The sequence below is a fragment of the Mesorhizobium sp. RCAM 06353 genome, from assembly GCF_059683585.1.
The window spans coordinates 3,974,914-3,997,154 of sequence record NZ_CM185031.1; the positions used below are offsets into that span (position 1 = coordinate 3,974,914).

The 22,241-nt window shown below is 63.0% G+C and carries 17 protein-coding genes and 1 pseudogene; 16 read left to right on the plus strand and 2 right to left on the minus strand.

Going from position 1 to position 22,241, the window contains the following annotated elements; translation table 11 throughout:
• Positions 1–64 precede the first annotated feature (64 nt).
• Together tmpA and tmpB are read left to right on the plus strand one after the other, a co-directional pair.
• A complete protein-coding gene (tmpA, locus tag AC56QX_RS19180) occupies positions 65–1,216 on the plus strand; it encodes a 2-trimethylaminoethylphosphonate dioxygenase (protein ID WP_497110024.1) in 1,152 nt (383 codons plus the stop codon).
• Positions 1,213–1,797 carry a (R)-1-hydroxy-2-trimethylaminoethylphosphonate oxygenase gene (tmpB, locus tag AC56QX_RS19185; protein WP_497110025.1) on the plus strand — a complete coding sequence of 195 codons (585 nt, stop codon included), beginning with the start codon at positions 1,213–1,215 and terminating at the stop codon, positions 1,795–1,797. Before tmpA ends, tmpB begins: the two co-directional genes overlap by 4 nt.
• Before the next feature lie 277 nt (positions 1,798–2,074).
• On the opposite strand, the gene AC56QX_RS19190 is transcribed toward tmpB, so the two are convergent.
• Positions 2,075–3,877 carry an NAD(P)-binding domain-containing protein gene (locus AC56QX_RS19190; protein WP_497110026.1) on the minus strand — a complete coding sequence of 601 codons (1,803 nt, stop codon included), beginning with the start codon at positions 3,875–3,877 and terminating at the stop codon, positions 2,075–2,077.
• 510 nt (positions 3,878–4,387) lie between these two features.
• Here AC56QX_RS19190 and AC56QX_RS19195 point away from each other — a divergent pair.
• The 11 genes and pseudogenes from AC56QX_RS19195 to AC56QX_RS19245 all read left to right on the plus strand — a co-directional run bounded on the left by AC56QX_RS19195 (position 4,388) and on the right by AC56QX_RS19245 (position 16,801).
• Positions 4,388–6,169 (plus strand): acetolactate synthase 3 large subunit, encoded by a 1,782-nt coding sequence (locus tag AC56QX_RS19195; RefSeq protein WP_497110027.1) that lies wholly within the window; start codon positions 4,388–4,390, stop codon positions 6,167–6,169.
• Positions 6,170–6,252: 83 nt separating this feature from the next.
• Positions 6,253–6,825, plus strand: coding sequence for an acetolactate synthase small subunit (gene ilvN / locus AC56QX_RS19200; protein ID WP_224663182.1), 573 nt, complete (start codon positions 6,253–6,255; stop codon positions 6,823–6,825).
• A 119-nt stretch (positions 6,826–6,944) separates the two neighbouring features.
• Positions 6,945–7,541, plus strand: coding sequence for a LysE family translocator (locus AC56QX_RS19205; RefSeq protein WP_497110028.1), 597 nt, complete (start codon positions 6,945–6,947; stop codon positions 7,539–7,541).
• 119 nt (positions 7,542–7,660) lie between these two features.
• Entirely contained in the window at positions 7,661–8,131 is a 471-nt protein-coding gene (locus tag AC56QX_RS19210) for a nucleoside deaminase (protein ID WP_497117807.1), read from the plus strand.
• Between the two features lie 218 nt (positions 8,132–8,349).
• Complete coding sequence (locus tag AC56QX_RS19215) at positions 8,350–9,621, plus strand: efflux RND transporter periplasmic adaptor subunit (RefSeq protein ID WP_497110030.1); 1,272 nt, start codon at positions 8,350–8,352, stop codon at positions 9,619–9,621.
• Positions 9,618–12,783 (plus strand): annotated as a pseudogene (locus AC56QX_RS19220) (efflux RND transporter permease subunit). The gene AC56QX_RS19215 and the pseudogene AC56QX_RS19220 overlap by 4 nt, the downstream one beginning before the upstream one ends.
• Positions 12,784–12,862: 79 nt before the next feature.
• Positions 12,863–13,486 (plus strand): nitrile hydratase subunit alpha, encoded by a 624-nt coding sequence (gene nthA, locus AC56QX_RS19225; protein WP_497110031.1) that lies wholly within the window; start codon positions 12,863–12,865, stop codon positions 13,484–13,486.
• Complete coding sequence (nthB, locus tag AC56QX_RS19230) at positions 13,483–14,142, plus strand: nitrile hydratase subunit beta (RefSeq protein ID WP_497110032.1); 660 nt, start codon at positions 13,483–13,485, stop codon at positions 14,140–14,142. Before nthA ends, nthB begins: the two co-directional genes overlap by 4 nt.
• Positions 14,129–14,491 (plus strand): nitrile hydratase accessory protein, encoded by a 363-nt coding sequence (locus AC56QX_RS19235; RefSeq protein WP_497110033.1) that lies wholly within the window; start codon positions 14,129–14,131, stop codon positions 14,489–14,491. Before nthB ends, AC56QX_RS19235 begins: the two co-directional genes overlap by 14 nt.
• A gap of 100 nt (positions 14,492–14,591) precedes the next feature.
• Positions 14,592–15,521 carry an EamA family transporter gene (locus tag AC56QX_RS19240; RefSeq protein ID WP_497110034.1) on the plus strand — a complete coding sequence of 310 codons (930 nt, stop codon included), beginning with the start codon at positions 14,592–14,594 and terminating at the stop codon, positions 15,519–15,521.
• Between the two features lie 152 nt (positions 15,522–15,673).
• Positions 15,674–16,801 (plus strand): ATP-dependent DNA helicase, encoded by a 1,128-nt coding sequence (locus AC56QX_RS19245; RefSeq protein WP_477439550.1) that lies wholly within the window; start codon positions 15,674–15,676, stop codon positions 16,799–16,801.
• Between the two features lie 19 nt (positions 16,802–16,820).
• Here AC56QX_RS19245 and AC56QX_RS19250 read toward each other — a convergent pair whose 3' ends face one another.
• Positions 16,821–17,225, minus strand: a complete 405-nt coding sequence (locus tag AC56QX_RS19250; protein ID WP_497117809.1) for a SpoIIAA family protein — start codon at positions 17,223–17,225, stop codon at positions 16,821–16,823.
• A 153-nt stretch (positions 17,226–17,378) separates the two neighbouring features.
• Between AC56QX_RS19250 and AC56QX_RS19255 the strand changes: the two genes are divergently transcribed.
• The 3 genes from AC56QX_RS19255 to AC56QX_RS19265 all read left to right on the plus strand — a co-directional run bounded on the left by AC56QX_RS19255 (position 17,379) and on the right by AC56QX_RS19265 (position 22,240).
• Positions 17,379–18,119, plus strand: a complete 741-nt coding sequence (locus tag AC56QX_RS19255; RefSeq protein WP_497110035.1) for a pyridoxine 5'-phosphate synthase — start codon at positions 17,379–17,381, stop codon at positions 18,117–18,119.
• A gap of 98 nt (positions 18,120–18,217) precedes the next feature.
• Positions 18,218–20,131 carry a potassium transporter Kup gene (locus tag AC56QX_RS19260; protein ID WP_497110036.1) on the plus strand — a complete coding sequence of 638 codons (1,914 nt, stop codon included), beginning with the start codon at positions 18,218–18,220 and terminating at the stop codon, positions 20,129–20,131.
• 189 nt (positions 20,132–20,320) lie between these two features.
• Entirely contained in the window at positions 20,321–22,240 is a 1,920-nt protein-coding gene (locus tag AC56QX_RS19265; protein WP_497110038.1) for a potassium transporter Kup, read from the plus strand.
• Position 22,241: the final 1 nt, after the last annotated feature.

A 22,241-nucleotide genomic window follows, 5' to 3' on the forward strand; every position in this document is an offset into this window, starting at 1 on the left:
CCAACATGCAATCGAAACCCTGCGGATCGGGCCGTCGGGTGCAACGGACAGGAACGGCATCTCCATGCTCACCCACGCGCTGGTTGGCGACGAAGGCAAAACAATCGAACTTGGCTGGCAGGGTGGGAGGCGCACCCGCTTTCACGCCATGTGGCTGCGCGACAATGCGCTCGACGACAAGACGCGCAGCGCCGGCAACGGCCAGCGCCTGATCACCATCCTCGACATTCCGGCTGAGACAAGGATTGGCGCGGCTGCGATCAAGGGTGGCGCGCTGGAGGTGAGCTTCGTGCCGGAAGGAAAAACCGTCAGTTTTCCCGCGCAATGGCTGATCGCCAATGCCTACGATCGTGACTATCGCCGCCAGCCCGGCTGGACGGGCGATGCTGTCCAGCGCTGGACCAAGGCGACGATGCAGAATTCGGTGCCGCGCGCCAGCTACGCTGCTGCCGTTCACGGCCGCAGCGTCCTGCGCGAATGGCTTTCGGCGGTGAGGACTTATGGCTTCTCGGTGATGGACGGCCTGCCGGTCGAATCCGGTTCGCTGTGCAAGGTCTCCGATCTGTTCGGCTATATCAGGGAGACCAATTACGGCCGCTGGTTCGAGGTGCGCGCCGAGGTCAACCCGAACAATCTCGCCTACACCAATCTCGGTCTTCAGGCTCATACCGACAATCCCTATCGCGATCCGGTGCCGACGCTGCAGATCCTGTCCTGCATCGAGAATACGGTGGAAGGTGGCGAGTCGAGCGTCGTCGACGGCTTTGCCGTTGCGGCCGTGCTGCAGGCCGAAAACCCTGAAGGCTTCCGGCTGTTGAGTTCCTGTCCGGCGCGTTTCGAATATGCCGGCTCGTCGGGCGTGCGGCTGCAGGCGAAGCGGCCGATGATCGAACTCGGGCCGGACGGCGAGCTGATCTGCATCCGCTTCAACAACCGCTCGCTGGCGCCAGTCGTCGACGTGCCGTTCGCCGATATGGACGCCTACTATGCCGCCTATCGCCGGTTCGCAGAGCTGATCGAGGATCCCTCCTTCGAAGTGACGTTCAAGCTGGAAGCGGGCCAGGCCTTCATCGTTGACAACACACGCGTCATGCACGCGCGCAAGGCGTTTTCCGGCACCGGCAAGCGCTGGCTGCAGGGCTGCTACGCCGACAAGGACGGCCTGCTGTCGACGCTTGCCGCGATCGAGCACAGCTTCAAGGAGGCCGCGGAATGAGCGGCCAGGATTTGAATGCGGACAATATCGTCGAGTTCATCGCCGATATCTTTGAACGTCGGGGTGCCGAATCCTATCTCGGCGAACCTGTCACCATGTCGGAGCACATGCTGCAGGGCGCCTGGTTTGCCGAGCAGGATGGCGCACCGGAAGCGCTGGTGGCAGCGGCACTGCTGCATGACATCGGCCACTATACCAGCGAGTTCGGCACCTATTCGCCCGAGGATGTCGAGGACAAGCATCATGACGAGGCCGGCGGCGAGGTGCTGGCGCCGTTCTTTCCGCCGGTCATCGTCGAGTGCGTGAGGCTGCATGTCGCGGCCAAGCGCTATCTCTGCGCCACCGATCCGACCTATTTCGGCAGGCTTTCGCAGGCCTCTGTCCATACGCTGTCGCTGCAGGGCGGGCCGATGAGTGCCGAGGAGGTGGCCGAGTTCCGCAAAAATCCTTTCCATGAGGAGGCGGTGCGGGTCCGCATGTGGGACGAAGCCGGCAAGATCGCCAACATGAAGACGCGGACGTTTCGCGACTACGTGCCGTTGCTGCAGCGCGTCGTTCGCGATTTCAGCGCCCACGCCTGACGCAACCGATCAGCCAGGAGGCAGCCCATGTGTTTCTGCTTCGACGGAGAAAGCGCGGTGGCTGCATACCGACCGGAGAGCTGTCGCGAGCGCGGACGTGCGGAAGGCGCTCCCCCGGTGGATCTCAGCGCCTCTGCCGGCAAGCCGGGTCGTCTCGATGCGGTCAGCAGGTCCGAACCGATCGACGCTATGCGCCGTTCCCGCGCGTAGCGATGCATTCTGGAGGCGCGGCATTCGCCGCACCTCTTGGTGCCTGGCCATGCTGGCTACCCGGCCGCTATCCCTTGTGGTGCACCTTCTGCAGCCCGTAGACCGGCGTCGGCAGGCCTGCCTGCCTGGCCTTCAATTGCAGCGCCAGGAACTGCGAATAATGACGTGACTGGTGCAGATTGCCGCCATGGAACCACAGCGCTTCCTGCTGCGTCGGCTTCCACATGTTGCGCAACTCGCCTTCCCAGGGGCCGGGATCCTTGGTGGTGTTCGAGCCGAGGCCCCAGCATTTGCCGACCTTGTCGGCGGTTTCGCGAGATATCAGATCGGCGGCCCAGCCGTTCATCGAGCCATAGCCGGTGGCGTAGACGATGAGGTCCGCGGGCAGTTCCGATCCGTCGCTGAGCACAACCGAATGCTGCTTGATCTCTTCGACGTCGACGCCGCTCTTCAACTTGATCGAACCATCGATGATCAACTGGGAGGCGCCGACATCGATATAATAGCCGGAGCCGCGCCTGAGGTACTTCATGAACAGGCCGGACTCATCGTCGCCCCAGTCGAGCATGAAACCGGCCTTTTCCAGTCCCTTGTAGAACGCCGCGTCGCGTTTCTTCATCTCGGCATAGGCCGGGATCTGGAACTCGTGCAGGATCTTGTAGGGCAGGGACGCAAAGATGAGATCGGCCTTGGCCGTGGTGATGCCGTTCTGCAGCGCCTGCTCCGAGTAGAGCGACCCCAGCCCGATTTCCATCAACGTGTCGGATCTGGAGATGTGGGTGCTTGAGCGCTGCACCATGGTGACGTCGGCGCCGGCTTCCCAAAGTGCGGCTGCGATGTCGTGGGCGGAATTGTTGGAACCGATGACGACGGCCTTTTTGCCCGCATAGGCGTCGGGGCCTGGGTGCTTCGAGGAGTGATGCTGGTCGCCCTTGAAGTTTTCCATGCCCTTGAATTTCGGCAGATTGGCCTTGCCGGACTGTCCGGTCGCCAGCACCAATTGCTTGGGCTTCAGGGTGATGTCCTTGCCGTCGCGGTGGACGACGACGGTCCACTCCTTCTTCTTGTCGTCATAGGAAGCGCTCTTGGCCTCCGTCGACGACCAGTAGTTCAGTTCCATCACCTTGGTGTACATTTCCAGCCAGTCGCCGATCTTGTCCTTGGGCGAGAAGACCGGCCAGTTCTTCGGGAAATCGATATAGGGGAGATGGTCGTACCAGACCGGATCGTGCAGGCAGAGCGACTTGTAGCGCTTGCGCCAGCTGTCGCCGGCCCGCTCGTTCTTCTCGATGATGATGGTCGGCACACCGAGCTGCCGCAGCCTTGCGCCGAGCGCGATGCCGCCCTGGCCGCCGCCGATGATGAGCGTGTCGGGCTGCGTCTTGAAGCCGAGTTCGGCGGCTTCCTTCTCGCGCTCTTCCTTCCATGTCGGACGGTTCTTGCCCGAGCCATGCTTGGCGCCCATCGGCCGCGCGAAGCCGGCCTTCTCCTCATGGCCTTTCAATTCGGCCATGGTGGTCAGCAGCGTCCATATCTTGCCGTCCTTCAGCCTGACATGGCCAAAGCCGCGCGCCAGTTCGGTCTCGAAACTGATCCAGCCCTCGATCAGCCCGCCGCTCTCGGTCGCGTCCTCGCCCTTGGCGAGCGTCCAATGCGACGGCTTTGTCTTCGCCAACTGGCTTTGCAGCATGTCGCGGATCTGGTCCTTGCCCTCCATGGTCTTGATGTTCCAGGTGAAGGTGACGAGGTCGCGCCAGTAGCAGTCGTCCTGGAAACAACCGACGGCCTTGTCGATGTCATTGGCGGCCAGGGCGGCGCCGAATTGGTCGAGCAGGTCGGACAGTTTCTTGTTTGGGGCCTTGTCGAGCATAAGTCTTCCTCCGTGAAATCCTGGCCGTCATGGTGGCTCCTCCCGAGCCGGACGATCAAGTATCGGCAGAGACAGCGGCCTTCGTCACGCCCCACCATAGTTTCGCGTGGCTTCAAGGGCTTATCCGGAAAACGCTGCTGCCGAACTGGTCCGGGAGCGCCTTGCTGAGGGCGAGGGACGGGACGTTGCGGCTTGCGTGATGGCGGCACGATGGGGCGTCGGTCGCGAAATCGTGACGGCGATCTGTCGAATTGCGAAACACCTTCATCGCCGACGCGATTTTTGCCGTTGACAGGCTGCCTTGCCCGCCCTTAGTGTCCGCGACCATGAAAAAGGCACTCATTCTCGTAGGAAGGCGCGTGGGCAAGGCGGTGTGACCGCCGGGCGAAAACCTCCCATGCGCAACACACAGGCTCCCTCGGGGGCCTTTTTTATTGCCTGAAACACGACTAAACGACCAACAACACCCAAATGGCAACGCCCAAGGGGCGACAGTACGGGACCAGACCGATGAGCAACGGACAGAGTGAGCGGCGCGAAATGACGGGTGCCGAAATGGTGGTGCAGGCGCTGAAGGACAATGGCGTCAAGCATGTCTTCGGCTATCCCGGCGGCGCCGTCCTCCCGATCTATGACGAGATCTTCCAGCAGGACGAGGTCGAGCACATTCTGGTGCGCCACGAGCAGGGCGCGGGCCACGCGGCCGAGGGCTATGCGCGCTCGACCGGCAAGGCCGGCGTCATGTTGGTGACCTCCGGCCCCGGCGCCACCAATGCGGTGACGCCGCTGCAGGACGCATTGATGGATTCGATCCCGCTGGTCTGCCTGACCGGGCAGGTGCCGACCTCGCTGATCGGCTCCGACGCCTTCCAGGAATGCGACACGGTCGGCATTACGCGCCCCTGCACCAAGCACAACTGGCTGGTGAAGGACGTCAACGAGCTCGCCGCGACCATTCACGAAGCCTTCCATGTCGCGACGACCGGCCGTCCCGGTCCGGTGGTTGTCGACATCCCCAAGGATGTGCAGTTTGCCAAGGGATTCTATGTCCCGCCGCAGATCGCGCCGCGCACCAGCTATCAGCCCAAGGTCCAGGGTGACCTGGAGAAGATCAAGGCCGCCGTAGAGCTGATGGCCGGCGCCAAGAAGCCGATCATCTATTCGGGTGGCGGCGTCATCAATTCGGGCCCGGAAGCGAGCCATCTGCTGCGTGAACTGGTCGACCTCACCGGTTTCCCGATCACCTCGACGCTGATGGGTCTCGGCGCCTATCCGGCGTCGGGCAAGAACTGGATGGGCATGCTGGGCATGCACGGCACCTACGAAGCCAACATGGCCATGCATGATTGCGACGTGATGATCTGCATCGGCGCGCGCTTCGACGACCGTATTACCGGCCGGCTGACGGCGTTCTCGCCGAACTCGCGCAAGATCCACATCGATATCGATCCGTCGTCGATCAACAAGAACGTGCACACCGAAGTGCCGATCATCGGCGATGTCGGCCGTGTGCTGGAGGATATGGTGCGGCTGTGGCGGGCAACCGCCAAGGCCGACAAGAAGGCGCTCTACCCCTGGTGGGAGCAGATCGCCAAGTGGCGCGGTCGCGATTCACTCGCCTACAAGATGAACCACGACGTGATCATGCCGCAATACGCCATCCAGCGGCTCTACGAACTGACCAAGGGCATGGACACCTACATCACCACCGAGGTCGGCCAGCACCAGATGTGGGCGGCGCAGCACTATCATTTCGAGAAGCCGAACCGCTGGATGACATCGGGCGGGCTGGGCACGATGGGCTACGGCCTGCCGGCGGCGCTCGGCGTGCAGATCGCGCATCCCGACGCGCTCGTCATCGACATTGCCGGCGACGCTTCGGTCCAGATGACGATGCAGGAGATGAGTGCCGCGGTGCAGCACAATGCGCCGATCAAGATCTTCATCCTCAACAACCAGTATATGGGCATGGTGCGGCAGTGGCAGCAGCTGCTGCACGGCAACCGGCTGTCGCATTCCTACACCGAAGCGATGCCGGACTTCGTCAAGCTGGCCGAGGCCTATGGCGGCCATGGCATACGCTGCGAGAAGCCGGACGAGCTGGACGACGCCATCAAGGAGATGATCTCGGTCAGGAAGCCGGTGCTGTTCGATTGCCGCGTGGCGAACCTCGCCAATTGCTTCCCGATGATCCCGTCGGGCAAGGCGCATAACGAGATGCTGTTGCCGGACGAGGCAACCGACGAGGTGGTGGCGAATGCCATCGACGCCAAGGGCAGGGAACTGGTGTAGCCGACAGGCCGAGGCAGGGCTGTCGCGAGAAGCCGTGCGGGAACAGAGAGTTAGATCAAGAGTTTGAAATCGAGATTCATGTCATGAACGCACAGCTACAACCGACCGGTTCGGCCTATTTCATCGCCAAGGAAACCGAGAAGCCGGAGAACCACACGCTCTCCGTGCTGGTCGACAACGAGCCGGGCGTGCTTGCCCGGGTCATCGGCCTGTTTTCCGGGCGCGGCTACAACATCGAGAGCCTGACCGTTTCCGAGACCGAGCATGAAAAGCATCTGTCGCGCATCACCATCGTGACGCGCGGCACGCCGCATGTGCTGGAGCAGATCAAGCATCAGCTCGAGCGCATCGTGCCGGTGCACCGCGTGGTCGACTTGACCGTGCGCTCGCATGAATCCGGCCAGGAGCGGCCGCTGGAGCGGGAACTGGCACTGGTCAAGGTTGCCGGCACCGGCGAAGCCCGCGTCGAGGCGCTGCGGCTGGCCGACGCGTTCCGCGCCAGCGTCATCGACGCCAACACCGAGCATTTCATCTTCGAGATCACCGGCAAGGGCACCAAGATCGACCAGTTCATCGCCATCATGAAGCCGCTCGGCCTGATCGAAATCTGCCGCACCGGCGTGGCGGCTTTGAACCGCGGCCCGCAGGCGATGTAGCGCGCATCGCATCTCAGACACCCCGCAAGGATGAGAGCCTGGCTCGGTCACGGGCAGGCGCAGGCCTTTGTGCGTCAACCGAAAAGAGACAATAGTGCTGACGTATCTGGGAGGATATCATGTCACTCGACGCATTCCTCGCACTGCTCGTCTATGCCTTCGTAACCTCGATCACGCCGGGGCCGAACAACCTCATGCTGCTGGCCTCCGGCGTCAATTTCGGCATCGCCAGGACCGTGCCGCACATGCTGGGCATCAGCATCGGCTTTCTCGTCCTGTTGCTCGCCGTCGGCTTCGGGCTTGGCGCGGTGCTGACGGCATTTCCGGCGCTGCACAACGCCCTCAAGATCGCCGGCGCCGCCTATCTGCTCTATCTCGCCTGGAAGATCGCCATGTCGCGCTCGTTAAGCGGCAAAGGCGAGGCGGAAGCGCAGCCGATGCGCTTCATCGACGCGGCGGCATTCCAGTGGGTCAATCCCAAGGCCTGGGTGATGGCGATCACTGCCATGGCCGTCTACACGAATCCCGATCACCCCTTCATCTCGGTGGCGCTGATCTCGGTCGCCTTCGCCGTCGTCAACCTGCCCAGCGTTTCGATATGGGCGGGATTCGGCACGGCGCTGCGTGGATTCCTGTCGGATCCGGTGCGGCTCAAATGGTTCAACATCGCCATGGGCGTGCTGCTGGCGGCGACGCTCTGGCCGATGCTGCGCTAGGCTCGGGACTCATCAATTAGAGCGAGGTGCAGATCGCCGACTGGAATCTGATTTGCAGCCCCTTGGAAATCCCTGCGCTTCAAGACAAGATCATCCCGCTTAGCCTTGGGGAGCGTCCGATGGAAAACCACGAGCCGTTTTTACGCGAGGCGATTGCGCTCTCGAAATCCGCAGTGGAACACGGCGACGAACCGTTTGGCTCGGTGCTGGTGAAGGACGGCGAAGTCATCCTGCGCGCCGAAAACAGCGTCTTCACCGGCCACGATATGACGAACCACGCCGAGATGAACCTGGTTAAACTGGCGGCGCAACACTACGACACTGCTTTTCTCGCCGACTGCACGCTCTACACCAGCACGGAGCCGTGCGCGATGTGCTCCGGGGCGATTTACTGGTCGGGCATCGGGCGCATGGTGTTTGCGTGCTCGGAAGCGCGGCTTGGCGAGATCGCCGGGATCGGTTTGAACGTGCCGAGCCGGGCGGTGCTGCAAACCGGCGCACGCATCGTCACCGTGGTTGGCCCGAACCTCGAAGACGAAGCCGCCGAAGTCCATCAGGAATTCTGGCCGAAGCATCTGGGCAAGGCTTAGAGACCAGCTTTTGGGGCCTAAGACGGGCTTCGGCCCGCGACCGTAGCCGGCTGCACAACCATTGTGCAGTGCACATTAAATCTTCGTAATGCCGTGTTTTGGCCCTTTTCCAACAAACCCGCGTCCTATCTATTCGGCGAAATCGCGGCAATCAGCCGTGAGTTGCGCTAGAATACGACCACCTTTCTATGGCGTGTCGGACGGAGAGGCCTTTGTCGATGCGTGGAAAAGTCATTCTTTCATTGCTTGCCGTCGCCTGTGCGGGCGCCGCCTGGCTCTACCTTTCGCCCGAGACGCTGGGCAAGGTTCAGCAGCTCGTCGGCATGAAGCAGGTCGCGGCGACGGACAAACCGGCTGGTGACAAGCAGGCAGCAGGGGGCAAGCAAGGGGGCGGCAATGGCGCTCGCTCGGCCTCGATCCTTTCCGCGACGGCAACGACAGCTGACTTCCCTGTCCGGCGCTACGCCATCGGCTTCGTCTCCTCTCCGGCAGTGGTCAACATCAACGCGCGGGTCTCCAGCCAGATCGTGTCGATCGACGTCAAGGACGGCCAGATGGTGAAGGCCGGCGACACCCTGTTCTCGCTCGACGACCGCGCGCTGAAGGCGCAACTCGCCAAGGATCAGGCCACGCTCGCCAAGGACCAGGCGATGCTTGCCAGTTCGAATTCCGATCTTCAGCGCGCCAAGGACCTTGTCGCCAAGCAAGCCGGCACGCAGCAGACCTACGATCAGGCCGTAGCCGCGCAGAAGGCGGCAGCGGCGACCGTCGATGCCGACAAGGCGACAATCGACGCCGACAATGTCCAGCTTGGCTTCGCCACCATCACCGCGCCGATTGCCGGCAGGCTTGGCGCTGTGAGCGTCGCTGTCGGCGATCTCGTCACCGTCAGCAATGGCAACAGCAGCACGGCGACGCCACTGGTGACGATCACCCAGATGGACCCGTTGCAGGTCAACTTCAATCTGCCGGAAAGCAACCTTGCGCTGCTGCACAAGGCGCTTGCCAATCCGCAGCAAGGGGCCGTGACATTGACCAAGGACGGCGACCCGACGCCGATCGGCAAGGGCACGCTCGATTTCGTCGATTCCAGTGTCGACACCGCGTCGGGTACGATCGCGACGCGGGCAAGCATTCCCAATGCCGATCTGTCGCTGTGGCCCGGCCAGTATGTGAATGTCATCCTCGACGCCGGCATCATGCCGCAGATGACGTCGGTTCCGACCGTCGCGGTCCAGCCCAGCCAGAAGGGACCGTTCGTCTATGTGGTCAAGCCGGACAACACCGTCGAGATGCGGCCGGTGCAGGTGGCGCTGACCGAAGGCGAGAACAGCGCCATCAGCCAGGGGCTGAAAAGCGGCGAGAAGGTCGTCACCGAAGGCCAGACAAGGCTGAAGGACGGCGCCGCCGTGCATGAAGGCAAGGCCACGGCGGATGCTGCGGCGCCCAAGGTGGCCGAGGCGGGCAGCGCCAGCGGGGCGGCCCAATGATCTCCGAATTCTGCATTCGCAGGCCCGTCGCCACCCTTCTGATGTCGTTCGCCCTCGTGCTGGGCGGACTGTTTGCCTACAAGTTCCTGCCGGTGGCGGCACTGCCCAGCGCCGAATTCCCGGTGGTCAACGTCTCGGCCTCGCTGCCGGGCGCCTCGCCGGAGACGATGGCGACATCCGTGGCGACGCCGCTGATCAAGCAGTTCGCGACCATCGCCGGCATCGATTCCATTTCGACCACGAACTCGCTTGGCCAGACCTCGATCGCCATCCAGTTCGTGCTCAACCGCGACATCGACGCCGCGGCCGCGGACGTGCAGGCGGCGATCGCGCGCACGCAAAAATCGCTGCCGCCGGAGATGACGGCGCCGCCCAGCTATCGCAAGGTCAATCCGGCCGATGCGCCGATCCTCTTGATGTCGCTGGTCAGCGATACGGTTCCGCTGACCGACCTCGATGCTTTCGCGGAAAACGTCATCTCGCCATCGCTGTCGACGATCGACGGCGTCGCGCAGGTTTCGATTTACGGCCAGCAGAAATACGCCGTGCGCATCCAGATCGATCCGACAGCGCTTGCAGCGCGGGGTATCTCGATCGATCAGCTGCAGGCGGCGGTCGCATCGGCCAACAGCAATACGCCGCTCGGCGTGCTGCAGAACAACAAGCAGCAGCTCACCATCACCGCCAACACGCAGCTGACCAACGCCGCCGGCTTCTCCAACATCATCATTGCCACCAAAAACGGCCACCCGGTGCGGCTGGGCGAGGTGACACGCGTAGTCGATTCGGTGCAGACGACGACGACGGCGAGCTGGTACGATGGCACCCGCGCCATCATCATGGCCGTGCAGCGCCAGCCTGACGCCAACACCGTCGACGTCGTCGACAAGGTCAAGGCGATGTTGCCGTCCTTCCAGGACCAGATGCCGGCCGCCGCCCAGATCAAGCTCCTCAACGACCGTTCGAGCTCTATCCGCCAGGCGGTCGACGACGTGCAGTTCACGCTGCTGTTGACCATCGCGCTGGTGGTCATGGTGATCTTCGTGTTCCTGCGCCGGGTGACGGCGACCATCATCCCGGCCGTGGCGGTGCCGATCTCGCTGATCGCCACGCTTGGCGCCATGTTCCTGTTCGGCTTTTCCATCGACAACATATCGCTGATGGGCTTGACGCTCGCCGTTGGCCTCGTCGTCGACGATGCCATTGTCATGCTCGAAAACATCTTCCGTCATATGGAGGAAGATGGGTTGTCGGCCTTCGATGCATCGCTGAAGGGCGCGCGCGAAATCGGCTTCACCATCATCTCGATCTCGATTTCGCTGGTGGCCGTTTTCATCCCCGTGCTTCTGATGGGCGGCGTCATCGGGCGCATTTTCAACGAGTTCGCCGTCGTGGTGACGGTCGCCATCCTGGCCTCGATGTTCGTGTCGCTGACGCTAACGCCGATGCTGTGTTCGCGGCTGCTGTCGGTGACCAAGGCCGATCGCGACAAGCATGGTCCTGGCCATAAGCAGGACCTCGTCACCCGCGGCTACGACCGGGTTCTGACATTCTGCCTGCGGCACACCTTCCTGGTGTTCCTCGTCTTTGTCGGCACCGCGGCGGCATCGGTGTGGCTGATCGAGATCTCACCGAAGGGCTTCTTCCCGCAAGAGGATATCGGCCAGATCTCGGTGACCACCATCGCGCGCCAGGACATCTCGTTCGACGCCATGTCGAAGCTGCAAGGGCAAGTGGCCAGCGTCTTTTCGCATTCGCCCTATGTCGACCACGTGGCGTGGTCGGCGGGCAGCGGCAACAATGCGCTCAACCAGGGGCAGCTCTTCGTCCAGCTCAAGGGCAAGGACCAGCGGCCCGATATCGAGAAGGTGCTTTCGGACCTGCGCAAGCAGCTGGCAGGCGTGGCGGGCATCGAGACCTACATGCAGCCGGTGCAGAACCTGCGGCTCGGTTCGCGCTCGTCGGCCAGCGCCTACCAGCTCGTGGTTCAGGGCCTCGATACCGGCCTGACCGACCAGTGGGCGCAGAAACTGAATGACGCAATGGTGGCCGACCATACGACCTTCACCGACGTCACCAGCGACCTGCAGAACAATGCCCTGCAGGCATCACTGGTCATCGATCGCGATAAGGCCGCCCAGCTCGGCATCGATACCGACACGCTGCGCTCCGCCCTCTATGGCGGCTTCGGCACCGACCAGGTTTCGACGATCTTCGGTTCGGCCGACAGCTACGAAGTCATCACCGAGCTCGATCCGAAGATCGAGTGGTCGCCCGAGCGGATGCTCGCCATCCAGATGAGGACGGCGAGCGGCAGTCTGGTTCCACTCGGCGCCTTCGCCCGGGTCGACCGCACGGCCGGCGCCCTGACGGTCAACCAGCTCGGCCAGCTTCCGGCCGTGACCATCTCCTACAATCTGCCGCAGGGCGTCGCGCTGGGCGACAGCGTGACGCGCATCAACGCGCTCAAAGAGCAGATCGGCATGCCGACGGCGATCTCGACCAGCTTCGCCGGCACGGCCAAGACCTTCCAGGATCTCGCTGGCCAACCAGGGGCTTCTGGTCGGCGGCGCGATCTTGACCATCTATATCGTGCTCGGCATCCTCTATGAGAGCTTCATCCACCCGCTCACCATCCTCACCGGCCTGCCGTCGGCGGTGCTGGGTGCGGTCGTCGCCTTGCGCTTTGCCGGCATGGATTTGTCCGTCATCGCGGTGATCGGCATCCTGATGCTGATCGGCATCGTCAAGAAGAACGGCATCATGATGGTCGACGTCGCGCTCGAATTGCGACGAGAGGGCATGTCGGCCAAGGAGTCCATCCACAAGGCCTGCCTGATGCGGTTCAGACCGATCATGATGACGACGCTGGCCGCACTGATGGGCACGTTCCCGATCGCGCTCGGCACCGGCGCCAGCGCCGAACTGCGCCAGCCGCTGGGCGTTGCCGTTGTCGGCGGCCTGCTGGCCTCGCAGGCGCTGACCCTGTTCGTGACTCCGGTGATCTACGTCTACATGGAGAATTTCTCGGGCTGGCTGGTCGGACTGTGGTCGAGAGGCAAGGCCAAACCGCAGATGGTCAGAGAGAGTGGCGACCAGCCTTCGCTGTTCGGCACCAATGACGACATCCCGGCAGACGCGCAAAAGACCGCCGCCGAATGACAGGCTGAGACTGCAAGGATAGAAGCTGGCCCAAGCTGTCGTGCTTGCGGCCGGCAGAGCGGAGCCGTAATTTGTGGCCATGTCCCATGATCATGACCACGACAACGAACTCGATCCGTTTGCCGCCCGCGTGCGGGCGCTGGAAACCATCCTGACCCGCAAGGGGCTGATCGATCCTGCGGCGATCGACGTCATCGTCGACACCTACGAGACCAAGATCGGTCCGCGCAACGGCGCCAGGGTGGTGGCCAAGGCCTGGAGCGATCCTGCCTATGCGGACTGGCTCAAGCGCGATGCGACGGCGGCGATAGAATCGCTGAGCTATACCGGCCGGCAGGGCGAGCACATGCAGGCGGTGTTCAACACCGGGGAGACGCACAACCTCGTCGTCTGCACGCTGTGCTCCTGCTATCCATGGTCGGTGCTCGGCCTGCCGCCGGTCTGGTACAAGGCGCCGCCCTATCGGTCGCGGGCGGTGATCGACCCGCGCGGCGTGCTCGAGGAATTCGGGCTGACGCTTCCGGTGACCAAGAAGATCAGGGTCTGGGATTCGACGGCGGAGCTGCGCTATCTCGTGGTGCCGATGCGGCCGGATGGCACCGAGGGCTGGAGCGAGGAGCGGCTGGCCGAACTGGTGAGCCGCGACGCGATGATCGGCACCGCACTCGCCCGGCAACCGCAACAAACGGGGGAGCCGGCATGAACGGCCCCCATGATCTCGGCGGACAGATGGGATTCGGACCGGTCGCGCCCGAAAAGGACGAGCCCTATTTCCATGCTGCCTGGGAGAGGCGGGCGCTCGGCGTGACGCTCACTGCCGGCGCCATGGGCGCCTGGAACATCGATGAGAGCCGGCATGCACGGGAATCGCTGCACCCTGCCGACTATTATGCCTCGAGCTACTACCAGATCTGGATCAAGGCGCTTGAGACCCTGCTCAAGCGGCATGGTTTCGTCAGCGAACGCGATCTCGAAGCGGGCGAGGCGATCGATGCGGCGGCGACCCCGAAACGCGTGCTGAAGGCGGAAAACGTTCCGGCCGTGCTGGCGAAGGGCGGTCCTTGCGACCGGCCGGTCGAGACAGCGCCGCGCTTCAAGGCCGGCGACCCCGTGCGAACCAAAAACGTCAACCCGACCGGCCACACCAGGCTGCCGCGCTATGCGCGCGGCAAGCGCGGCACGATCGGGGCGGTGCGCGACGGCTTTGTCTTTCCCGACAGCAACGCGCATGGCAAGGGCGAAAACCCGCAATGGGTGTACACCGTGGTCTTCGACGGGAGCGAGATCTGGGGCGAGGGCGCTGATCCGACATTGACCGTCTCGATCGATGCCTGGGAGAGCTACCTTGAGCCGGCCTGACGGGACCGCCGCCGATTTGCCCGCGGGGCTCGATGCGCCGGTTTTCGCCGAGCCCTGGCAGGCCGAGGCGTTCGCCATGACGGTGGCGCTGCACGACAAGGGCCTGTTCTCGTGGGGCGAATGGGCGGAGGCCTTGTCGGCAGAGGTGAAGAAGCCGGATGCGGCAGCCGACGGACATGACTATTACGAGCATTGGCTGGCGGCACTGGAAAGTCTGCTTGCCTCCAAGGGGCTGGCCGCCAAGCCCGCTGTCGATGCGGTGGCGCGGGCCTGGGAACGCGCCGCGCACGCCACGCCGCACGGCCGGCCGATCCTGCTGGAGAACGATCCGGAGTTCCAATCCGTCTGATCAGGCGGATATCTTTCGGACCGTCCAAAACCTCACACCCCGCCAGAACGATGGCAGCCATCTCCCCCGAAAAGCCGCCCCTCTACACAAGAGAGAATGAATGTACCTGTCGGAAATTCTCTCGATCGGCGCGGCCCTGTGCATCGCCACGAGCGGCATGCTGGCTGGTGAACTGGTTGGCCGCGTCGATGCCTTGACCCTGACCCGCTTGCAGACGCTTGCGGTGACTGTCGCCACTACAATCGCGGCAACGGTGCTGGGCGGCTGGACCGGGCTGCAGCCATGGCAGATGGGCTACCTTGCCGCTTCCGGCGTGTTCGGGATCTTCATTGCCTCATCAGCCTACATCTCGTCGATATTCGCGCTCGGGCCGCGTCTGGCGTTGCTGGTGTTCTCGCTGACCTCGCCCTTTGCGCTGATCATGGGCTATGTTTTCCTGGGCGAGACCGTCGGTCCGGTCAAACTGGCTGGAGTGGCGCTGGTCATCGCCGGCATTGTGCTCGCCATCCTGTTCGGGCGCCCGGGCAAGGTTCAGCCGGAAGGCATTTTCCCGACCCCGCCGATCGAGACGGTGGTGCTGCCGGCAAAGCAGATGACCTTGCCTGTCGGTCTTTCCTTTGGACTGGTCGCGGCGCTGGGGCAGGCGGCTGGCGCCCTGGTGGCGCGTCCCGTCATGGCATCGGGCGTCAACCCGTTCACGGCGATGGCGATCCGGACCGGGGTGTCGGCCGTGTTGTTCCTGCTGCTGCTGCTTGTTCCCCTGCGCAGCGTTGCCAAGCGACCCCGGCCGTCGGCGCGAACGCTGGGCATCGGTATTTGCGGTGCGCTGATCGGCACCGGCATGGGTATGTCGCTCATCATGGCCGCGCTGGCCGGCGGAAAGGTCGGCATCGTCTCGACATTGTCGTCACTGTCGCCAGTGCTGGTGTTGCCGATGGTGTGGCTGCGCAGTGGCTACAGGCCGCCGGCACCGGCCTGGGCCGGGGCAGTGTTCGCCTTCGCCGGCACAGGCCTGATTGCGCTTGGCTGACAGCAGGGATCAACCCGGCGCCTGCGTTTGTTCTCTTTACGTTCTCGTATGTGCCTGATAGCCTGAACCGTCGGAGGCGCTCGGTGCGTCACTGGCGGCAGTCGATAGGCGACTGTCTTGTCTTTCCCTTGCGAATCCGGTCTGTCGCACTGATGGAATTCTCTCCCCAACAGGACGAGGCACTGCAAGCGGTCGCCCGCTGGCTGCAGGTTGGCAAGCCGCAGCTGTTCCGACTGTTCGGCTATGCCGGCACCGGCAAGACGACGCTGGCGCGCTATTTTGCCGAGCATGTCGACGGCCAGGTGCAGTTTGCGGCGTTCACCGGCAAGGCGGCGCAGGTGCTGCGCTCGAAGGGCGCGGTCAATGCCCGCACCATCCATTCGCTGATCTACAGGCCCAAGGGCGAGGAATCGGTTGAAAACGAGGTGACCGGCAAGACTTCGATGTCGCCGACCTTTTCGCTCAACCGGCAAAGCCCGATCTCGCGTGCGAAACTGGTGGTCATCGACGAATGCTCGATGGTCGACGAGCAGCTCGGCCGCGACCTGATGAGCTTCGGCACGCCGATCCTGGTGCTGGGCGATCCCGGCCAGTTGCCGCCGATTTCAGGCGGCGGTTTCTTCACCGATCACGAACCGGATTTCCTGCTCACCGAAATCCACCGGCAGGCACGTGACAATCCGATCTTGCGGCTGGCGCTTGATGTGCGCGAGGGCCGCGAATTCATGCGCGGCGACTATGGCACGGCGCAGGTGATCGGCAAGGAAGACGTCACCCAGGAGCTGGTGCTGAAGGCCGACCAGGTGCTGGTCGGCACCAACCGCACGCGCCGCCGCTACAATCAGCGCCTGCGCGAGCTCAAAGGCTTCAACGCCGACTACCCACAGGCAGGCGACAAGCTGGTCTGCCTGCGCAACGACCCCGCCAAGGGGCTGCTCAACGGTTCGCTGTGGAAGGTGATGACCTCGTCGCGCGAGACGATCAAGCCGGGCATCAACCTGCTGGTCTCGCCGGAAGAGGACGATCCGGACCGCGGTGTCGCCAAGATCAAGCTGCTCAAGGCGGCGTTCGAGGATCCGGACGCCGACATCCCCTGGCAGCAGAAGAAGCGTTTTGACGATTTCGACTATGGCTATGCGCTGACCGTGCACAAGGCGCAGGGTTCGCAGTGGAACGAGATCGTGCTGTTCGACGAAAGCTGGGCCTTCAAGGAAACCCGCCAGCGCTGGCTCTATACCGCGATCACGCGGGCCGCTGAACGGCTGACCATCGTCAGGTAAGGCGTGGTGGCCAGAGCCGTCATGGCGCGCTGAGTGGCTGGACACCGAGCCATTTCCAGGCCTCTGCTTCATCCTCGGCCTTGAAATGCCTGAACTCGATGGGCGACGACCTGGGCAAAGCGTGCCGTGCGTCCGGCGTCCAGTCCGGTGTGCCGATCGCCGCGCAACGGCCTATATGCTCCAGTGCGTGGACGGCACCCTGTTTGAGGGTTTCGTCGGAGATGTCGGTCCAGTCGACGCCATCGTGATCGACCATGCGCACGGCCACGTCGATTCGCTGGTGGAGCGCGTAGGCCGCCTCCAGCAGGCCGAACAGGTTTTCTGCATCGGCCGCCGAGACATGACCGACCACGTCGATGGCGAACAGGTCGTCGCGACCGGTGTCGATGCGACGGATCGCCGGCACGGATTGCAGGAAATTCACGGTTGGTGCCTCCTTTTGCGGAATGATGTTGGTCTTCTGGAACACCCGAAACCTCTATCTGTTCCCGCCAAAGGCGCTATAGATGCCCGGTCTCAGCGCGCCGCGGCCGAACAGTGGCGCGCCTCAACCGCCTGATTTCACGGACGCCAGCCCATGCCTGCAAAGCTTTCCGTCAACCTCAACGCCATCGCCATGCTGCGCAACCGCCGCGACCTGCCCTGGCCCAGCGTAACCGGTATCGGTCGGCTTGCCCTTGCCGCCGGAGCGCATGGGCTGACCGTCCACCCGCGTCCCGACGAACGTCACACACGCCATTCCGACCTGCCCGAGATCAGGGCGCTGATCGACGACGAGTTTCCGCAGGCCGAATTCAACATCGAGGGCTATCCGAGCGAGGATTTCCTGGCGCTTGTGGAAAAGCATCAGCCCGAACAGGTGACGCTGGTTCCCGATGATCCGGCACAGGCAACCTCCGACCATGGCTGGAACTTCGTCACCGACGCGGCGTTCCTGACACCGATCGTCAGACGCCTGAAGAAGGGTGGTTTCAGAGTATCGCTGTTTTCAGACGCTGATCCTGCCGGCATGACCGCCGCGCGCGATACCGGCGCCGACCGGATCGAGCTCTATACCGGTCCCTATGGAAGCTATCATTCCGATTCCGAAAAGGCGGCCAAGGAGCTGGAAAGATTGGGGAAAACAGCCGATGCGGCAATCGCCGGCGGCCTCCAGGTCAACGCCGGCCACGATCTGACGGTGGGCAATTTGCCTGCACTGGCGAAGCGCATCCCGGCATTGGCCGAAGTGTCGATCGGACATGGGTTGACAGCCGACGCGTTGGAGTATGGCATGGCCGGAACGGTGGGACGGTTTCTCAGAGCCTGCGGCTGGTAGGGATAGAGCTTCGCCTTGCAGGTATGGCAGCCATAGTGTGCAATTGACATCGCATCGCAGCATGCATGAAGCACCGCGCGCTTGTCGGGGAGTGGTCTATGGACCTTGCCAGTCGCGGTAGCGAGGCCGAAACCGTCGAGCAATCGAGCCATTCCGGGGCCGAACAGCAAAGCACCAAGGTGCTGATGCTGGGTGCGCTCGGCGTTGTCTATGGCGATATCGGCACCAGTCCGATCTACGCCTTCCGCGAGGCGCTTCACGCTTCGCCCGGTGTCGATACGCGCGTTCATGTGCTTGGCGTGCTGTCGCTGATCGTCTGGGCGCTGACGATCATCGTGACCATAAAATATGTCGCCTTCGTGCTTCGTGCCGACAACAAGGGCGAAGGCGGCACGTTGTCGCTGATGTCGCTGGCGCGCAGCGCTTATCCCAAAGGCGCGCGACTCATCCTGGCCATCGGCCTTTGCGGCGCGGCGCTGTTTTTCGGCGATTCGATCATAACGCCGGCCATCTCGGTGCTGTCGGCGGTCGAAGGCCTCAGGGTGGTGACCCCTACGCTGGACGCTTACGTCGTGCCGATCACGCTGGTCATCCTGGCCATCCTGTTCTCGGTGCAACGCTTTGGCACGGGAAAGGTGGCGGCGGTGTTCGGGCCGGTGACCGCGCTGTGGTTCCTGGCTATCGGTGTCGCGGGGCTCTATCACCTGATGGACGATCTATCGATCCTGCTGGCCATCAATCCGTATTACGCGGTCGCCTATCTCGTCAGCACACCCACGGCCGCCTTTGTCACTGTCGGCGCGGTGTTCCTGGCGGTGACCGGGGCCGAGGCGCTCTATGTCGATCTCGGCCATTTTGGACGCAAGCCCATCGTGCTGGCGTGGTTTTCCGTGGTTTTCCCTTGCCTGCTGCTCAACTATTTCGGGCAAGGTGCCTTTGTGCTGGCCAATGGCGGGAGGCCGACCAATCCATTCTTCCAGATGCTGCCTGACTGGGCGCTGATGCCGATGGTGGGACTGGCCACGGCCGCGACCGTCATCGCCAGCCAGGCAGTCATATCAGGTGCTTTTTCGCTGACCCGCCAGGCGGTGCAGCTCAACCTTCTGCCGCGCATCGAGGTTCAGCACACGTCCGAAATGCAACACGGCCAGATCTACATGCCCCGCGTCAACCTGCTCATCGCGCTCGGGGTGATGCTGCTGGTCGTCGGTTTCGGCAGCTCGAGTTCGCTGGCTTCCGCCTACGGCATCTCGGTGACCGGCGAAATGCTGATGACGACGATCCTGCTGTTCGTCGTCATGCGCAAGCTGTGGAAATGGACACTGGCGGTCGCCCTGCCGCTGACCTTGCTGTTCGGTATCATCGACAGCGGCTTCTTCCTGGCAAACATCGTGAAGATCTTCGAAGGCGGCTGGGTATCGATCACGGTTGCCTGCCTGATGGGCTTGATCATGGGGACCTGGATACGCGGCACCCGCTATCTCTTCGACAAGACCCGCCGCAACGAGATCCCGCTCGATTTCCTCGCCGCCAATCTGTTGAAGAAGAAGCCACACCTGGTGTCGGGCACCGCCGTGTTCCTGACCAGCGATCCGCTCAGCGCGCCGACAGCACTCATGCACAGCCTCAAGCACTACAAGGTGCTGCATGAGCAGAACGTCATCCTTTCGGTGGTGACGGCGCCGCAACCGGTGGTGCCCGATAGCGACCGGGTCAAGATGGAGACGGTCAACGAGCTGTTCATGCGGGTGACGCTGACCTTCGGCTACATGGAGCAGCCCAACATCCCGCGTGCGCTGGCGATCTGCCGCAAGCAGGGCTGGAAGTTCGACATCATGACGACCTCGTTCTTCCTGTCGCGGCGCTCGCTCAAGGCATCGCCCAATTCCGGCATGCCGGTGTGGCAGGACCGGCTGTTCATCGGCCTGGCGCGTACGGCGGCCGATGCGACCGAATATTTCCAGATCCCGACCGGACGTGTCGTGGAAATCGGCACGCAAGTCGCTATCTAAAGCAAATAGGGCAGGTATTATTGGGCGCCCGTCATGCCCCCGCAGGCGCGAATTCAGCCCGCAACCATTGGATTTACAGGCCATTTTCCAAGGAGCCTAGCGTTGCCGGCATGGGAGCCATCACGCGACGGCACTTGATATTGCATTGCAGCAAGCGTAGAGCACCGCGCGCTTATCGGAGTGTTGTCCATGGCCCTTGCCAATACTGGTAGTGAGGCAGAACCCGTCGAACAGTCGAGCCATCCGGAGATCGAACAGCATAGCACCAAGGTGCTGATGCTGGGCGCACTCGGCGTGGTCTATGGGGATATCGGCACCAGCCCGATCTATGCCTTTCGCGAGGCGCTGGTGGCGTCGTCCCACGGCACCGTTGCCGATCGCGGCGATATTCTCGGTGTGCTGTCGCTGATCATCTGGTCGCTGACGATTACGGTTACGATAAAATACATCATGTTCGTGCTGCGCGCCGACAACCGCGGCGAGGGCGGCGTGCTGTCGCTGATGGCGCTGGCACGCGGCAGTTTCCCGAAGCGCTCGGCGGTGATTCTGGGTATCGGTATCGTCGGCGCCTCGCTGTTTTTCGGCGATGCGGTCATCACACCGGCGATTTCGGTGCTTTCGGCGGTCGAGGGCATGAACGTCGTTACGCCTGCTTTCCAGCCTTATGTGGTGCCGTTAACCTTGGTCATCCTCGCCATGGTGTTCGCGGTGCAGCGCTTTGGCACGGGCGGGGTGGGATTGGTGTTCGGCCCGGTGACCGCGGTCTGGTTCCTGGCCATCGGCCTTTCCGGCCTGAAACATATCATCAACGATCCGGAAATCCTGCTGGCGATCAGCCCGCACTATATCGTCGCCTTCCTGATCCATTCGCCGGACGTGGCCTTCGTCACCGTCGGCGCTGTCTTCCTCGCCGTGACCGGTGCGGAAGCGCTCTATGCCGATCTCGGTCATTTCGGCCGCAAGCCGATCGTACTTGCCTGGCTGGCGATCGTTTTTCCATGCCTGCTGCTCAATTATGCCGGACAGGGCGCCTTCGTGCTGGCCAAGAATGGCATCGTCGGCCATCCGTTCTTCGAGATGAACGAGGGTTGGGCTCTGATCCCGATGGTCGTGCTGGCGACCGCCGCGACGGTCATCGCCAGCCAGGCGGTGATTTCGGGTGCCTTCTCGCTCACCAGGCAGGCGGTGCAGCTCAACATGCTGCCACGGCTCGAAATCCTGCACACGTCGGAAAGGCAGTCCGGCCAGATCTACATGCCGCGCGTCAACCTGTTGCTGGCGCTGGTGGTGATGATGCTGGTGGTCGGCTTTGGCGAGTCCAGCAAGCTCGCCTCGGCCTACGGCATCTCGGTGACCGGCAACATGCTGGTGACGACGGTGCTGCTCTATGTCGTGATGACCCGCATCTGGAAGTGGAAGCTGAGGGTGGCGATCCCACTGACCGCACTGTTTGCCTTCATCGACGTCGGCTTCTTTGCGTCCAACATCGTCAAGGTGTTCGAAGGTGGCTGGGCGTCGCTTGCGGTGGCCTTCACCATCGTGCTGGGAATGTGGACCTGGGTGCGCGGCAGCCGCTATCTGTTCGACAAGACCCGCCGCAACGAGATCCCGCTCGATTTCCTCGCCGCCAACCTGTTGAAGAAGAAGCCGCAACTGGTGTCCGGCACCGCGGTGTTCCTGACCAGCGATCCGCTCAGCGCGCCGACAGCACTCATGCACAGCCTGAAGCACTACAAGGTGCTGCATGAGCAGAACGTCATCCTTTCGGTGGTGACTGCGCCGCAGCCGGTGGTGCCCGACAGCGAGCGGGTCAAGATGGAGACGGTCAACGAGCTGTTCATGCGGGTGACGCTGACCTTCGGCTACATGGAACAGCCCAATATTCCGCGCGCGCTGGCGATCTGTCGCAAGCAGGGCTGGAAGTTCGACATCATGACGACGTCGTTCTTCCTGTCGCGGCGCTCGCTCAAGGCATCGCCCAATTCAGGCATGCCAGTGTGGCAGGACAAGCTCTTCATCGGCCTGGCGCGCACCGCATCGGACGCGACCGAATATTTCCAGATCCCGACCGGACGCGTGGTAGAAATCGGCACGCAGGTGGCGATCTGAT

Bases quoted from the DNA above. Each gene is read 5' to 3' on its own strand.
- AC56QX_RS19210 (WP_497117807.1), top strand. From the start codon at position 7,661: ATGGAAAACCACGAGCCGTTTTTACGCGAGGCGATTGCGCTCTCGAAA.
- AC56QX_RS19255 (WP_497110035.1), top strand. From the start codon at position 17,379: ATGCCTGCAAAGCTTTCCGTCAACCTCAACGCCATCGCCATGCTGCGC.
- AC56QX_RS19190 (WP_497110026.1), bottom strand. From the start codon at position 3,877: ATGCTCGACAAGGCCCCAAACAAGAAACTGTCCGACCTGCTCGACCAA.
- AC56QX_RS19205 (WP_497110028.1), top strand. From the start codon at position 6,945: ATGTCACTCGACGCATTCCTCGCACTGCTCGTCTATGCCTTCGTAACC.
- AC56QX_RS19195 (WP_497110027.1), top strand. From the start codon at position 4,388: ATGAGCAACGGACAGAGTGAGCGGCGCGAAATGACGGGTGCCGAAATG.
- nthA (WP_497110031.1), top strand. From the start codon at position 12,863: ATGTCCCATGATCATGACCACGACAACGAACTCGATCCGTTTGCCGCC.
- AC56QX_RS19265 (WP_497110038.1), top strand. From the start codon at position 20,321: ATGGCCCTTGCCAATACTGGTAGTGAGGCAGAACCCGTCGAACAGTCG.
- tmpB (WP_497110025.1), top strand. From the start codon at position 1,213: ATGAGCGGCCAGGATTTGAATGCGGACAATATCGTCGAGTTCATCGCC.
- AC56QX_RS19260 (WP_497110036.1), top strand. From the start codon at position 18,218: ATGGACCTTGCCAGTCGCGGTAGCGAGGCCGAAACCGTCGAGCAATCG.
- ilvN (WP_224663182.1), top strand. From the start codon at position 6,253: ATGAACGCACAGCTACAACCGACCGGTTCGGCCTATTTCATCGCCAAG.
- nthB (WP_497110032.1), top strand. From the start codon at position 13,483: ATGAACGGCCCCCATGATCTCGGCGGACAGATGGGATTCGGACCGGTC.
- AC56QX_RS19240 (WP_497110034.1), top strand. From the start codon at position 14,592: ATGTACCTGTCGGAAATTCTCTCGATCGGCGCGGCCCTGTGCATCGCC.
- tmpA (WP_497110024.1), top strand. From the start codon at position 65: ATGCTCACCCACGCGCTGGTTGGCGACGAAGGCAAAACAATCGAACTT.
- AC56QX_RS19215 (WP_497110030.1), top strand. From the start codon at position 8,350: ATGCGTGGAAAAGTCATTCTTTCATTGCTTGCCGTCGCCTGTGCGGGC.
- AC56QX_RS19245 (WP_477439550.1), top strand. From the start codon at position 15,674: ATGGAATTCTCTCCCCAACAGGACGAGGCACTGCAAGCGGTCGCCCGC.